The 14,235-nt window shown below is 36.8% G+C and carries 12 protein-coding genes and 5 tRNA genes; all 17 read left to right on the forward strand.

Translation table 11 applies throughout. The features are described from left to right. The gene (locus tag U8526_RS06110; RefSeq protein WP_334341087.1) at positions 1–1,566 is read left to right on the forward strand and encodes a putative polysaccharide biosynthesis protein; all 1,566 of its coding nucleotides are present in this window, start codon (positions 1–3) and stop codon (positions 1,564–1,566) included. Positions 1,567–1,568: 2 nt separating this feature from the next. Further along, positions 1,569–1,808 (forward strand): RNA-binding S4 domain-containing protein, encoded by a 240-nt coding sequence (locus tag U8526_RS06115; RefSeq protein ID WP_334341088.1) that lies wholly within the window; start codon positions 1,569–1,571, stop codon positions 1,806–1,808. A gap of 98 nt (positions 1,809–1,906) precedes the next feature. After that, entirely contained in the window at positions 1,907–2,302 is a 396-nt protein-coding gene (locus U8526_RS06120; protein WP_334341089.1) for an FtsB family cell division protein, read from the forward strand. 23 nt (positions 2,303–2,325) lie between these two features. Continuing rightward, positions 2,326–2,742 carry a S1 domain-containing RNA-binding protein gene (locus U8526_RS06125; RefSeq protein WP_334341090.1) on the forward strand — a complete coding sequence of 139 codons (417 nt, stop codon included), beginning with the start codon at positions 2,326–2,328 and terminating at the stop codon, positions 2,740–2,742. Positions 2,743–2,801: 59 nt separating this feature from the next. Next, entirely contained in the window at positions 2,802–4,121 is a 1,320-nt protein-coding gene (gene tilS, locus U8526_RS06130; protein ID WP_334341091.1) for a tRNA lysidine(34) synthetase TilS, read from the forward strand. Between the two features lie 9 nt (positions 4,122–4,130). Further along, positions 4,131–4,676 carry a hypoxanthine phosphoribosyltransferase gene (hpt, locus tag U8526_RS06135; protein ID WP_334341092.1) on the forward strand — a complete coding sequence of 182 codons (546 nt, stop codon included), beginning with the start codon at positions 4,131–4,133 and terminating at the stop codon, positions 4,674–4,676. 83 nt (positions 4,677–4,759) lie between these two features. Continuing rightward, the gene (gene ftsH / locus U8526_RS06140) at positions 4,760–6,985 is read left to right on the forward strand and encodes an ATP-dependent zinc metalloprotease FtsH (protein ID WP_334341093.1); all 2,226 of its coding nucleotides are present in this window, start codon (positions 4,760–4,762) and stop codon (positions 6,983–6,985) included. Positions 6,986–7,029: 44 nt separating this feature from the next. Next, positions 7,030–7,911: an Hsp33 family molecular chaperone HslO gene (gene hslO / locus U8526_RS06145; protein ID WP_334341094.1), complete on the forward strand. Its 882-nt coding sequence runs from the start codon at positions 7,030–7,032 to the stop codon at positions 7,909–7,911. 70 nt (positions 7,912–7,981) lie between these two features. After that, entirely contained in the window at positions 7,982–8,986 is a 1,005-nt protein-coding gene (dusB, locus tag U8526_RS06150) for a tRNA dihydrouridine synthase DusB (protein ID WP_334341095.1), read from the forward strand. A 74-nt stretch (positions 8,987–9,060) separates the two neighbouring features. Further along, positions 9,061–10,551, forward strand: a complete 1,491-nt coding sequence (lysS, locus tag U8526_RS06155; RefSeq protein ID WP_334341148.1) for a lysine--tRNA ligase — start codon at positions 9,061–9,063, stop codon at positions 10,549–10,551. Between the two features lie 294 nt (positions 10,552–10,845). Beyond that, on the forward strand, positions 10,846–11,832 hold the full coding sequence (locus U8526_RS06160; RefSeq protein WP_334341096.1) for a helix-turn-helix transcriptional regulator: 987 nt from the start codon (positions 10,846–10,848) through the stop codon (positions 11,830–11,832). 137 nt (positions 11,833–11,969) lie between these two features. Then, the gene (locus U8526_RS06165; RefSeq protein ID WP_334341097.1) at positions 11,970–13,517 is read left to right on the forward strand and encodes an SLAP domain-containing protein; all 1,548 of its coding nucleotides are present in this window, start codon (positions 11,970–11,972) and stop codon (positions 13,515–13,517) included. 147 nt (positions 13,518–13,664) lie between these two features. After that, positions 13,665–13,737 (forward strand) — tRNA-Val (locus U8526_RS06170). A 37-nt stretch (positions 13,738–13,774) separates the two neighbouring features. After that, positions 13,775–13,857: transfer RNA gene (locus U8526_RS06175), tRNA-Leu, on the forward strand. A 63-nt stretch (positions 13,858–13,920) separates the two neighbouring features. Next, positions 13,921–13,993, forward strand: a tRNA-Thr gene (locus U8526_RS06180). A 10-nt stretch (positions 13,994–14,003) separates the two neighbouring features. Beyond that, positions 14,004–14,075 (forward strand) — tRNA-Gly (locus tag U8526_RS06185). A gap of 12 nt (positions 14,076–14,087) precedes the next feature. After that, a tRNA-Pro gene (locus U8526_RS06190) sits at positions 14,088–14,161 on the forward strand. Positions 14,162–14,235 lie beyond the last annotated feature (74 nt).

Consider the following 14,235-nt stretch of genomic DNA (forward strand, 5'->3'; position numbering starts at 1 on the left):
ATGCAAAAAGAAGTGTCGAGGGCGATAAAGGGGACTTGGATTTTGACGATTGCTTCACTGTTCTCAGAACTTCTGAGTGCAATCTATCGAATTCCACTGCAAAATATTGTAGGTGATCGGGGATACTTCATCTATCAACAGGTTTATCCAATTTATGGAATATTCTCGGTACTAGCTTTGTCAGGGTTACCAGTCGTGTTGTCGAAGGCCTTTGCACAGCAGAGAAATAACGCAGCAAAGAATAATTTATTGAAGAGGACTTTTGTCCTGTTAATGATTGCTAGTTGTGTGATTACTGCTTTGTTGTGGACGTCGTCTCGGTATTTAGCATTTTTAATGGGTGATCCGCGACTTTATTTAGAAGTCCGAGCTGTTGCTTTAACTTTCTTGTTGATTCCATTCGAGGCCAGTTTAAGAGGTTATTTTCAAAGTGACCTGTTGATGACACCCAGTGCTATTTCTCAAGTTTCTGAACAATTTTTGCGAATTGTCATTATTATTGGCAGTGCTTTACTGTTTGGTCACAATATTATTAATGTGTATCATATGGGAACACTGGCTAATGCTGGTGCCTTTATAGGTGGCTTATTAGCGGTTGGCATTTTAATAGCTACCTTTATGAAAAATAAGGATAATTTCTTAGCGTCTAAACAAGATGATGACGCAATTGAATTGGAACATGGTTTAGCCTTGGAAATTGTCTTGATTGTTGTGTTTACCGGAATCACGATTTTTTATCAATTTATCGATTCCTTTTCAATGATTCGCTTATTGATGCATGCGGGTATTTCTTTAGACCAAGCTGAAATTCAAAAGGGTGTCTTTGATCGTGGTCAGCCGTTGTTACAGTTAGGAATTGTGATATCACTGTCTTTTGTTTCAACGATAATGCCTCAATTAAAGGAAACTAATCGTCTAAAACAGAATAAAAAGACTATTTCTAAAATGGTACGTGTCTGTCTATGGCTATCAGGAGCTGAGACCGCTGGATTGATTGCGTTAATGCCACAGATCAATACGATGTTATTCACTAATACTAATGGTTCGAGAACTTTAAGTATTTATATGTTTTCAATTATCATCGTTTCCTTTATTAATTTATTAATTGCGGTTACCAGTGGTGATGATGAGAAGAACTTACATAAATTGGTATTGTTTGGGATGTCATTGATAGCCAAAGTTGCATTGAATATTATTTTTGTACCAAGATTTGGTATCGCTGGGGCAGCTTTAGCAACAGTACTCAGCGAATGCGTAATTTTGTTTGGAATCATGATCATATATGGTTTCAATCGGAGCTTTTTATCACTTGATAAAGGCTTCATCAAGAATTTAATTAAAGCCGGTTTAGCGATGGCTATCATTGTTAAACTGTTGGTTGTTATTTTGTCGTCAGGCTTTGTTATGACTAGATCGATAAGTATTTTGTTAAACGTTATAGCGATACCAGTCGGTGCTTTAGTATATTTAAGATTAACTAAGCGTTGGCGAATTTTAACTAAAGAAGAATGGGAAATTTTGCCCATGGGAAAATATATTACGAGATTTATGAAAATAGAGGATTAAAAATGAGATTAGACAAATATTTAAAAGTTACTAGAATTATCAAAAGAAGAACTGTAGCTAAAGAGTTTACCGATAATGGTCGTGCCAGCATCAATGGTCATGTAGCCAAATCGTCTAGTAATGTAGCAATCGGTGATGTGATTGAATTACATTTTGGTGAAAAGACAATGAAGGTGAAAGTTCTTAATATTAAGGAAACTACTAAGAAGAACGAATCCGAAGATATGTACGAAGAAATTTAGTAAACAATTAGAATAAGATTAAAATTAAGGATTTTTTTATTCAAATAATTGCGTAAACTTGTTATACTCAAAGTAATCATTTCTAGGGGAGTAGTGGTATGGAAGTACATAAATTAAATTCCAATGTTTCTGTATTGAAGCCTAAACAATCGCAAATGCCTCCAAAGCCAGGCCCTAATAATTACGCCAAAAAGGTTCATCGTCGACGTATGGCAGTGATAGGTATTGTTTTCGCAATTATTTTGGTAGTATTTGGTGTTCAGATTTTTAGTGCACACAAAACTTATGCCAATACCATGGAACAGATTGAAGTTAGTAAGACGAAGTTAAACAAGCAAAAATCCGTTCAAAGTGATTTGAAACTTGAAGTTGCACAACTTCATGATACGAATTATTTGGAAAAATATATTCGGGAAAAATATATGTATAGTAAACCTGGCGAACAAATTTATAATTTGCCTGGTGACGTAAAGACCACTACGATTCAAAAATAGGGAAAGGAATTATTTTTAATTAGATGACAGTTGAAGTAGGAGCTAAAACAGAAGGTAAAGTTACTGGAATTACAAACTTTGGGGCATTCGTTGACCTTGGAGAAGGACAAAGCGGAATGGTACATATCAGTGAAGTTGCTGATGGCTATGTCAAAGATATTCACGATGTATTGAGTGTTGGAGATACCGTAAAGGTTTTAGTTCTTAACGAAAAAGATCATAAAATTGCACTTTCAATCAAGCAGGCTTCCGATAAGCCTAAGCCAAAGTATCAGGCACATCGTTCTCACGAGCGTAATGAACGTAAACCACGTCCACATAAGCCTGAAAGTTTTGATGATATGATGTCAGGCTTTATGAAGGAAAGCGAAGAACGTTTAAGTACAATTAAGAAAAACACAGAAGGAAAACGTGGCGGTCGCGGTGGCCGTCGTAGTTAATAAAGTTTATGGTTGGGACATTGTCTCAACCTTTTTAATTTCGGGAGCTTGGTGACAAAATGGAGTTAGATGAAAAAATAGTCAACACTGTCAAAAGTGTTTTGAAAAAGTATCATTCCCAGAGAGTGCTAGTAGCTGTTTCCGGTGGCGTTGATTCAATGGTTCTATTGAATGTTATTGGAGAAATCTTACCTAAGCAATCTTTTGGGGTCGTAAATGTCGACCATGATCTGCGACCGGAAAGTGCCAAAGAAGTAGAGTTTGTTCAAAATTTTTGTGTTGATCACGGGTATCAATTCTTTACGACAAAATGGTTGAATAAACCACAAGATGACATTGGGATGGAAGCAGCAGCACGGTTGTTCAGGTATGATTTTTTTAAGAAAATTATGAAAGATAACGATTTTGATACTCTGTTAACGGCTCATCATGCTAATGATTTAGCTGAGAACATTTTGATGAAACTGATTCGTTCAGGTAATGCGTATGAGGTCGTTAGTTTGAAGGAACAACGTCCGTTTGCAGATGGTCAAATTGTGCGGCCATTATTGAAATTCGCTAAGTCCGATATCACAGTTTTTGCTGATATCCATGATATTCGTCATGTTCAGGACGAAACTAATTTTGATAATATAACTATGCGCAACCGACTTCGGAACAATATTTTCCCTGAGTTACAAAAGGAAAACGGTCAATTGTTGACGCACTTTAATTTTTTTGAACAACAGATCATTGCATTATTGGATCTTGCTCAAAAAGAATTCTCCAAAATTGAACAGGCCATGAATTTAACTAAGACTTCAGAAAAGATAACTGGTTCAATAAGACCAGTCGAGTCCTTGAATTCAGAACAACAGACACTTTTCTGGGGCAGTTTTTTTACTAAAAGTAATTTGGGTATTTCTGTTAGTAATCGACAGATTGACCAAATCATTGAAGTCATAACGGCCGATCATGCTAATGCATCAATTGATTTGGCAGATTCTTGGCAATTTATCAAAAGTTATGGTAAATTTTCCATTCAGAGAATTCAAAATCAAGATATGGCAATTACTCCTATTAAAGTTGGTCAAACGCAAACGTTCAATCAACATTCATTTACTCTTTTGAAGGATGATCAGGATTTTACGATAACAGTAGATAAAGCTCCACATGAAATCACTTTGCGAACACGAAGAAATGGTGATAAATTGCTATTGTCAAATGGTCAACATCAGAAGTTGAGTAAGAGATTTATAAATGAAAAAATACCTGAATATGAACGTGATAATTATTTAATTTTATTATTTGATAATCAGATAGTATGGGTTGAAAAAATTTATAATATGAGTGATTATTTAAAAAAAGGCAATATACATTACAAAATAAAACTTAATTGAGGTAAAGACATGAATTCAGATATTAAAGAGGTATTAGTCTCCCAAAAGGAGATTGATGAAACTATTCAACGTTTGGGTAAACAGTTGACAGATGAATATAAAGGTAAGAATCCTTTGTTCGTCTGCATTTTACGTGGTGCTGCTATGTTCATGATGGACCTTGTAAAAAGTTTAGATTTCAAGATGGAGTATGATTTTATGGATGTTTCTAGTTATGGTGGTGAAAATACTGTAACGACAGGTGATGTTCGTATCATTAAGGATTTGGATACACCGGTACGTGATCGTGACGTCGTAATCGTCGAAGATATCATTGATACTGGATATACTTTGGACCGTTTAGTAGAGCTATTTGAATCACGCCATGCTAAATCAATTAAGTTAGTTTCATTTTTAGATAAGCCTGCTCGTAGAATCAAACATGTCAAGGTTGATTACGTTGGTGTAGAGATTCCTGACGAATTTGTAGTTGGTTACGGAATGGATTACGACGAGAATTATCGTAATTTACCTTATGTTGGTGTATTAAAACCAGAGGTATATAGTACAAAATAATTAAGATAGAGTTACAATTATTATTGTGTTACTGTTCACCAATGTTACAATATGTAACGTCTAAGTAATTTAGGAGGAAATGTATGAAAAATAATCGAAATAGGTTAATTAATAATAGCCTGTTTTACATCTTGCTCTTTGTTGTTTTGGTTCTGGCAGCAAGTTGGTTTGCTGGTGGTCAATCCTCAGATCAATCTAAAACACTAAGCCAAGACCAATTCATCACACAATTGAAGCAAGGCAAAGTGAAGAGTTTCAAACTAGAGCCTATTGGAGGAGCTTATCAAGTAACTGGTGAATACAAGAAAGCTCAAAAGGCCAATACAACACGTTCCGTGTCGTTGTTCAGCCGTACTCAATCAACAGGATCTAGTGAAGTAACTTCATTTAGTTCAACTGTTTTGCCTAACAATGATACGTTAAAGAGAATCAATAACGCCGCTATGGCAAAGGGAGTTAAGACTACTGCTGCTCCTAAGTCACAATCCGGTCAATGGATTTCCTTGATATTGACGGTTATTGTTCCATTTGCATTATTCTTCTTTATAATCTTTGCAATGATGGGCCGTGGTGGCCAAGGTGGTGGCGCAAACCGTGTCATGAACTTTGGTAAATCCAAGGTTAAACCAGAGGATCCAAAGAAAAACAAAGTTAGATTTTCTGACGTTGCTGGTGCCGAAGAAGAAAAACAAGAACTTGTTGAAGTTGTTGAATTCTTAAAAGATCCAAGGAAATTTGTTTCTTTGGGTGCCAGAATACCGGCCGGTGTCCTACTAGAGGGTCCTCCCGGGACTGGTAAAACTTTACTAGCTAAGGCTGTTGCTGGTGAAGCTAAAGTTCCTTTCTATTCAATTTCTGGTTCAGATTTCGTTGAAATGTTCGTTGGTGTCGGTGCCTCACGTGTTCGTGACTTGTTCGAGAATGCTAAAAAAGATGCCCCATCAATTATCTTTATCGATGAAATTGATGCCGTTGGTCGTCAACGTGGTTCAGGTACCGGTGGCGGTAACGATGAGCGTGAACAAACACTTAATCAATTATTGATTGAGATGGATGGATTTACTGGTAACGAGGGTGTTATCGTTATGGCTGCTACTAACCGTTCCGATGTCCTTGATCCAGCGCTATTACGTCCCGGTCGTTTTGACCGTAAGATTTTGGTTGGTCGTCCTGATGTTAAGGGTCGTGAAGCCATTCTTAAAGTTCATGCTAAGAACAAACCATTTACAGATGATGTTGATTTGAAAGCAATTGCTCAACAAACACCAGGTTTCGCTGGTGCTGATCTAGAAAACTTACTTAATGAAGCTGCCTTAGTTGCTGCTCGTCGTGGTAAGCAAAAGATCGACCCTAGTGATCTTGATGAAGCTGAAGATCGTGTTATTGCCGGTCCAGCTAAGAGAAATCATGTTGTTCCTGAACAAGAGCGTCATACAGTGGCTTACCACGAAGCAGGACATGCTTTGATTGGTTTGGTATTGAGTGATTCTCGTGTTGTTAGAAAGGTTACTATCGTTCCTCGTGGACGTGCTGGCGGTTACGCTATCATGCTTCCAAAGGATGATCAAAACCTTGCAACTAAGAAGGAATTGAACGAACAAATTACTGGTTTACTTGGTGGACGTACTGCTGAAGAGATCATTGTTGGTCAACCTTCATCAGGTGCATCAAATGACTTTGAACAAGCTACACAAATTGCTCGTACAATGGTTACTGAATATGGTATGACAGACCGCTTAGGTACCGTTCAACTTGAAAAGAATGGTCAACCATTTAGTGGTGGAAATTACCGTCAATTACCTTCATACTCAGAAGATACTGCCAAAGCAATTGATCAAGAAGTTAAACGTATTATTGATGAAGATCACGAACGTGCTCGAGAAATTCTTGAAACACATCGTGAACAACATAAGATTATTGCCGAAGCCCTATTGAAGTATGAAACACTTGATGAAAAGGAAATCTTGAGTTTGTATAACACAGGTAAGATGCCTGCTAACGATGCTAACCAAGAATTCCCAAGTGAAAGTGCTGCAACTTTTGAAGAAGCTAAGAAGGCTGTTGAAGCTAAAGATGCTGAAAAGCAAAAAACTGAAGGTCCAACTAAGAATGATGCAGATAAGTCAGATGAGAATGTTGACGAAACTGTCTATCCTTCAGAAAAAGACCAAACAAAGTCAGATGATACAAATAGTTCTAACGATACTACGACATCATCTACTGAGAACAAGTCTGATAATGATTCAGCTGATTCAAAAGATTCAACTGACAGTAACGACAAAGATAATAACAATAATGATAATCAATAAAAAAGAGCGACTCGTATGAGTCGCTTTTTTGAACGGAGGAAACTATGGCTGATATTTTAACTAAATCAGTTTCTAAAAATGGAAAGTTTAGAGTTTATGTAGTTAATGCGACTCAAACAATTCAAGAAGCACAAAAGAGGCACGATACTTGGAGAAACTCCAGTGCGGCACTAGGTAGAACGATGATTGGCTCAATCTTAGTGGCTACTTCAACTCTTAAAGAAGATGAAGTTTTAACAACGAGAGTTCAAGGCGATGGCCCAGTTGGTGCAATTGTCGTTGATGCCGATGCTAAGGGAAATACTAAGGGCTATATTACTAATCCACATGTTAGTCTAAAAGCACGTGAAGATGGTCATATTGATGTTCAAGCTGCCGTTGGTAAAAATGGTACATTGAGTATTACTAAAGATTTACATATGAAGAAACCTTTTACTGGTGAAGTTCCACTAGTTTCTGGTGAAATCGGCATGGATTTTGCCTATTATATGGCTAAGTCGGAGCAAATTCCTTCAGCAATCGGAGTATCAGTCTTTGTTGAACCAAACGAAAAAGTTGGAGCTGCCGGTGGATTCCTAGTTCAAACATTGCCAGGAGCTACTGATAAGGATATTTCTCAAATTGAAGCTAATTTGAAAGTGGTACCTAACTTATCAACACTTCTTAATGAGGGTCTAAGTAATAATGAAGTGTTAGATAAAATTATGAATGGAATTGAAATGAAGGTTTTGGAAGAAATGCCAGTTCAATTCCAATGTGACTGTTCTAAAGAACGTTTTTCTAAATCATTAGCAACTTTATCTAAAGATAATTTGCAAGCTATGATTGATGAAGATCATGGTGCAGAAGCTGTTTGCAAGTTTTGTGGTAACAAATATCAATTCAGTGAAGATGAGTTGAAAGAAATTATTGCAACCAAAGGTTAATCATGTTTGCCATATGAATAGAAAATTTGTTATTATTGCAAGTTGTAGTTAATAATTTGAGGTAAAAAGTATGGAATGGAAAATAGGCAATGTAACAATTCCTAATCAAATTGTTGTCGCTCCAATGGCTGGAATAACTAATTCGGCTTTTCGAGTTACTGCAAGAGAGTTTGGTGCAGGTTTAACTGTTTGTGAAATGATCAGTGATCAAGGTATTAAATATCGAAATGAGAAGACACTAGGTATGATGTTTGTTGATCCTAAGGAACATCCGGTCAGTATTCAAATTTTCGGTGGTACTGTTGAATCATTAGTTCAGGCAGCTAAGTTTGTTGATGATAATACCAGTGCTGATATTATTGATATCAACATGGGTTGTCCGGTTAAGAAAGTTACAAAGACAGGTGCAGGTTCTTGCTGGTTAAGAGATCCAGATCATCTTTATGAGGCTGTAAAAGCTGTAAGTTCAGCAATTTCTAAGCCGTTAACTGTGAAGATGAGAACTGGTTGGGATGATGATCATATTTTGGCAGTTGAGAATGCTTTGGCCGCTCAAGAAGGTGGAGCATCAGCAATTGCAATGCATGGTCGTACTAAATCTCAGATGTATATGGGACATGCCAATTGGGATATCTTACACGAGGTAGCACAAAATGTTTCCATTCCATTTATGGGTAATGGCGATATCAAAACACCCCAAGACGCTAAGACAATGATCGAAGAAGTGGGGGCAGATGCCGCTATGGTCGGTCGTGCTGTACTTGGCAACTTATGGCGCTTAAATGCGATGAACCATTATTTAGAAACTGGAGAATTATTGCCAGAACCAAGCGTTCCAGAAAAAATTAATATAGCTAAACTTCAACTCCAACGTCTGGTAGACTTAAAAGGTGAGCATGTTGGTGTTCCAGAATTTCGTCAACAGGCAGCATATTATCTAAAGGGGATTCCCCATGCAGTAAGAACACGTGCTAAAGTAGTGGAAGAAGATTCCATGCAAGAAGTGTTCGACACATTAGATCAATTTGTTGAAAGTTACGAGAAGAGAGAAGCGAAATCTTCAAGAATTTCGTAGACAGGGGGAAAATTTTGAGTAACGAGAATAAGAAAAAGCAACCAACCAAAGAAGAAATAAAAAAGACTAGAGTCATGAATGACCAATTGAGGGTCAGACGTGAAAAGCTACAAGAACTTTATGACGAAGGCGTTGATCCATTCGGTTCAAGATTTGAAAGAACTGCATTGGCTCAAGAGATCCATGACAAGTATGGTGATGAGGATAAGGATGTTCTTGAAGAACAAGACTTACCAGTTGTTATTGCTGGTCGTATGATGTCAAAACGTGGTAAGGGTAAAGTTGGTTTTGCTGATCTACGTGATAGAAGTGGCAGAATTCAAATTTATGTTCGTAAAGATGTTGTTGGCGAAGAAAATTATCATATCTTCAAACGTGCTGATATCGGTGATCATCTAGGTATCCACGGTGAAATCATGAAGACAGATATGGGTGAATTGACTGTCAAAGCCACTCATGTAACGATGCTATCAAAATCATTACGTCCATTGCCTGATAAATTCCATGGTTTAACAAATGTTGAACAAATTTATCGTCAAAGATATTTGGATCTAATTGCTAACCAAGATAGTTTCGAACGTTTCAAGAAACGTACAAAGATCATTTCCGCTGTTCGTGAATATTTAGACGGCGAGGGCTTCATGTCAGTTGAAACTCCTGTTCTAAATACTCAAGCTGGTGGTGCTAGTGCTAGACCATTTATCACACACCACAATGCTTTGGATATGCAAATGTATCTCCGTATTGCTCTTGAATTACCACTTAAGAGATTAATCGTCGGTGGCTTTGAAAGAGTTTATGAAATTGGACGTGCCTTCCGTAACGAAGGTTTGGATACACAACATAACCCTGAATATACTTCACTAGAAACATATGCTGCATATTGGGATATGACAGATGTTATGAAAGAAGTCGAAGGACTCTTCAGACATGCCGCTCAAAAAGCCAATGGTACACAACAAGTAACTTATCAAGGTGAAGAAATTGATTTGAGCAAGCCATTCAAGCGTATCAAGATGGTTGATGCAATCAAGGAACAAACAGGAATTGATTTCAGCCAAGATATGGATCTTGAACAAGCACGCAAGTTAGCTGATGAAAAAGGTGTTAAGTACGAAGACTTCTGGGGTGTTGGACACATCATCGCTGAATTCTTTGAAGAATTCGTTGAAGACACACTAAAGGAACCTACATTCGTTTACGAATATCCTTTGGAAGTTTCACCACTTGCTAAGAAGAGTAAAGAAAACCCTAACTTTACAGATCGTTTCGAAGTTTACATCTTAGGCCATGAATTTGGTAATGCCTTTACTGAATTAAATGATCCTATTGATCAAAAGGAACGTTTTGAAGCACAAGCTGCTGAACGTGAAAAAGGTAATGATGAAGCCGAACATATTGATAACGACTTCGTTGAAGCTATGGAATATGGTATGCCACCAACAGGTGGACTAGGTATCGGTATTGATAGACTAGTAATGTTGCTAACAGATGCACCATCAATTCGTGATGTCATCTTGTTCCCAACTATGAGACCTGAAGATAATACTAATAACGAAGAATAGAGAGCAGAGAGCGAAGCAGGCCTGGGAATTTCCGAGGATCAAGACTACTATCTCAGTCGGCAGCGAAAGATAGTTGACTTGACCGGAAGAAATTGGCCTGCGCAGCTCGTTTCCACTGTTCAACAAAGAACAATGGTTATTTACAAATAAAACAAAAATATCCGTGTAACAACTAAAAAAGGTTGTCACACGGGTATTTTTTTTCGTACTTTTAATTATTCCAAAATAAAACGACATATTCGGTCGCCATTGATGTATAAAATATGAGTAAGAGATTTATTTGAGGGGATAAATATGAATTTAACACTAGAAATATTTTTTTTGCTATTAGAGAACAAACCGCTGTTGAACCGTGAGATTGCAGAACGGATGGATACCAATATTCGAAATGTTCAACGTGCAATTGAAAAGATTGAATTAGAATTTGATCGAAATGTTACTTTGAGTAAATATTTTACTTTCAAAAAGGATGGCCGTTACCATACAGTTTGCCAAAAACTATTTTTAAAAGAGGATGAAATCCTAGTACTTATTAAAATCCTAATTGCCAGTCGGTCGCTGAATGAGAAAGAGTTACGCAAATTAGTCGACAAGATGATTAATATGGTTGGCATTGAGAATCGTAAAATTGTTAAGGCATCCGTTGCCAGTGAAAGATTATCGGAACTTTATATTGATGATAAGAGTGATCGACAGCAAAAATTGTGGCAATTGGAACAATATATTTATCATCAAACTAAAATTGAATTCCAATATACCAACCATGAGCAGCAGGAAAAGACTAAGACTGAAATAGTCGAATTATTGCCAGTCCATACGTTCTTTGATAATTATTACTTTTTCTTGGTGGGGATGGAAAAACAGACTCATCAATATGTGACATATCGAATTGATTGGATGGATAATATTGAACCAATTAAAGTGAAATTAAATATTGAGCACACTGAACGAATAGACCATGGAAAAGAAGCCGAACACAATCTTTATGGATACATGGGAAAACCCACACATATCTATTTTGAATACTATGGGTATATTGAATATATCAAAGATAAGTTTCCAAACTGTCGAGTAATAAGAAAGCTTGATAAGCCTAATAAGTTTCCCTTTTCGGTTAATTTAATTGAAATTGAAGTTAACTATTCTGATGGTGTTAAATTGTGGTTATTGGGAGAAACGACGATATTACGAGTTGTAAAACCTAAGGCGATTGCCGATGATATAAAGAAAACCTTATATGATACTTACTGTCTTTATAACGATAATGACGACGATTTGTAAAAATATATGATATTTATAATTATTGTTGATAAATTTTTTGAAAAAATCCTCTATTCAAGGGTTAAACGACATTTATTGTCGCTAGCGCTTGCTAATATTAATTTGTAGTCAAAATAAATTAATAAGGGGATTTAAATATGAAAAAGTATTACGGACCAATCGTTTTAGGACTAGCCGCACTAACTCTTGGAGCTACCGCATCACAAACTACTGTTCATGCTGATGGAAACGACGGGGAAGATACACAAGTCGAAACTCCAGCTAAAGATGGGGAAACAGAGACTGATAACGGAGACCAAACAGAGACTCCTGATAAGAGCGCTATCCAAAAAGATTTGGATAAAGAAATTGCTTCAATTGATACTAAGATTTCATCTGGCAATTATAAAGACGCTCAGATTACCACTCTTAAGAATTTGAAGGAAGAATACACAGCAAAAGCAGCCGCTGCGACTGATGATCAAACTAGAGATACCATTTATAGTGATCTATATTTAAGCTTAGAAAATGTTGCTTATACAGTAAGTACGCCTACTAATGCTATTGTTAGTGGCACAAAGGAAAACATTACGCTATCAGCTCAAACAGTAACGTTGAAAAAGGGCGATACTGAAGACATTATTATTAAATTGCCTAGTGGTTATGCTCCAGCAAGTGAGAACTCAAGTAGTTCTATTGTATTAAAGGCATCAGTAAATAAAGATGGGGAAGTTATATTTAGTGGTGACATTGACAAAGATAATAACTTATTAATTACTGATACTGTTACTACGGATAGTTTAAAAAAGGAAATTGCTGAAGATTCATCACTTTCTCAGTATTATACAAGTCCAGATAAGGCAGATGAATTGGCTAAACTGACTGATAGTTACAAACAAGAATTAACGGCTATTCAGGATAAGATTCCTACTGGTAATACTGATGCTAAAACTCTACATGCTTTAAATGATGATATTACAAATGTAATTAATAAATACACAAATAAAATCTTGCTCGATAGAAATACAGCTCAGTGGAATGTCCCTATTTTGAAAGATGGATCCGTTACTTTTAGAGCGCTTAAGAGCGAATATGTAACTATTAAATACAGCGCAGATGGTACTAAACTAACATCTGCTGAAATCACTGATAAAGATGGTAATAAGATCAAATCCAATACAAAGATAGTTGCATCAATTGGTTTGGACAGCTTTGGTCAACCGGGTGCAGTTGAAAATACTAACGATCCACTACCAAACACTAATAGCGGCAATTACGTTGAACCAAGCAAACCAGAAACAACACAAAAGAAGTCAGTTTCAGATCACACTTCAACCTTCTACGTCTTACCAAATGGTCCAATAAGTCTATTTGATGATAATGGCAATAAGGCAACTAACCTTGTTCTTGGTAAAAATTCATTCTGGCGTGTTGATAAGGTAATGACACTTGATGGTGTTACTTATCTACGTGTTGCTACAAACGAATGGGTTAAGCTAGCTGACGGTTTGGAAGTTACTCCACTTAAAGAAACTGTTACAACTAATAAACAAGTACGTCTATACACTGGTGAAGGCAAACTTATTACTAATCGTATTTTAGGTAACAATACTGCCTGGTTAACTGATAATTCAGCTACAATCAACGGTCAAAAGATGTATCGTGTTGCAACTAACGAATGGATCAGTGCTAACGATATTAAATAAGCACTAAAAAATTTATAATCCCAAAATCAGAAAATTCGGTATGAATTCGTAAGAATTCTATATCGAATTTTTTTTTACAAATTTTCGTTGACAATGTTTGTATTCAATAGGTATAATAATATAGTTGTTTCGAACAGGAAACACTATGGAGGATTAGCTCAGCTGGGAGAGCATCTGCCTTACAAGCAGGAGGTCACAGGTTCGATCCCTGTATCCTCCATTAAGCAAAATGCTTAGTGGAAATCATTTAGTTTTTTGCGGGTGTGGCGGAATTGGCAGACGCGCTAGATTTAGGTTCTAGTGTCCAGTGGACATGAAGGTTCAAGTCCTTTCACCCGTATTGATAATTGGTCTTGCAAAAAGATTGGTTATTGTGTATTATATTAATGTCGTTTGGCATAATGCCGACTTAGCTCAGTTGGCAGAGCATCTGTCTTGTAAACAGGGGGTCGGAGGTTCGAATCCTCTAGTCGGCATAGTCATAATGCGGAAGTAGTTCAGTGGTAGAACATCACCTTGCCATGGTGGGGGTCGCGGGTTCGAATCCCGTCTTCCGCTTAGAGAGAGGTTCGGGAAATAGCTCAGCTTGGTGGAGCGTCACGTTCGGGACGTGAAGGCCGCAAGTTCGAATCTTGTTTTCCCGATCTCATGATAAGTTTAAAAAGGTAATTAATTCTGAAAATGAATTAGTTACCTTTTTTCGTTCTCTAAAGACTAT

Source organism: Companilactobacillus sp. HBUAS56275 (genome assembly GCF_036913655.1).
Classification (GTDB): Bacteria; Bacillota; Bacilli; order Lactobacillales; family Lactobacillaceae; genus Companilactobacillus; species Companilactobacillus pullicola.

Excerpts from the sequence above, each read along its gene's own strand:
- U8526_RS06110 (WP_334341087.1), top strand. The coding sequence starts at position 1 with ATGCAAAAAGAAGTGTCGAGGGCGATAAAGGGGACTTGGATTTTGACG.
- U8526_RS06115 (WP_334341088.1), top strand. The coding sequence starts at position 1,569 with ATGAGATTAGACAAATATTTAAAAGTTACTAGAATTATCAAAAGAAGA.
- U8526_RS06120 (WP_334341089.1), top strand. The coding sequence starts at position 1,907 with ATGGAAGTACATAAATTAAATTCCAATGTTTCTGTATTGAAGCCTAAA.
- U8526_RS06125 (WP_334341090.1), top strand. The coding sequence starts at position 2,326 with ATGACAGTTGAAGTAGGAGCTAAAACAGAAGGTAAAGTTACTGGAATT.
- tilS (WP_334341091.1), top strand. The coding sequence starts at position 2,802 with ATGGAGTTAGATGAAAAAATAGTCAACACTGTCAAAAGTGTTTTGAAA.
- hpt (WP_334341092.1), top strand. The coding sequence starts at position 4,131 with ATGAATTCAGATATTAAAGAGGTATTAGTCTCCCAAAAGGAGATTGAT.
- ftsH (WP_334341093.1), top strand. The coding sequence starts at position 4,760 with ATGAAAAATAATCGAAATAGGTTAATTAATAATAGCCTGTTTTACATC.
- hslO (WP_334341094.1), top strand. The coding sequence starts at position 7,030 with ATGGCTGATATTTTAACTAAATCAGTTTCTAAAAATGGAAAGTTTAGA.
- dusB (WP_334341095.1), top strand. The coding sequence starts at position 7,982 with ATGGAATGGAAAATAGGCAATGTAACAATTCCTAATCAAATTGTTGTC.
- lysS (WP_334341148.1), top strand. The coding sequence starts at position 9,061 with ATGAATGACCAATTGAGGGTCAGACGTGAAAAGCTACAAGAACTTTAT.
- U8526_RS06160 (WP_334341096.1), top strand. The coding sequence starts at position 10,846 with ATGAATTTAACACTAGAAATATTTTTTTTGCTATTAGAGAACAAACCG.
- U8526_RS06165 (WP_334341097.1), top strand. The coding sequence starts at position 11,970 with ATGAAAAAGTATTACGGACCAATCGTTTTAGGACTAGCCGCACTAACT.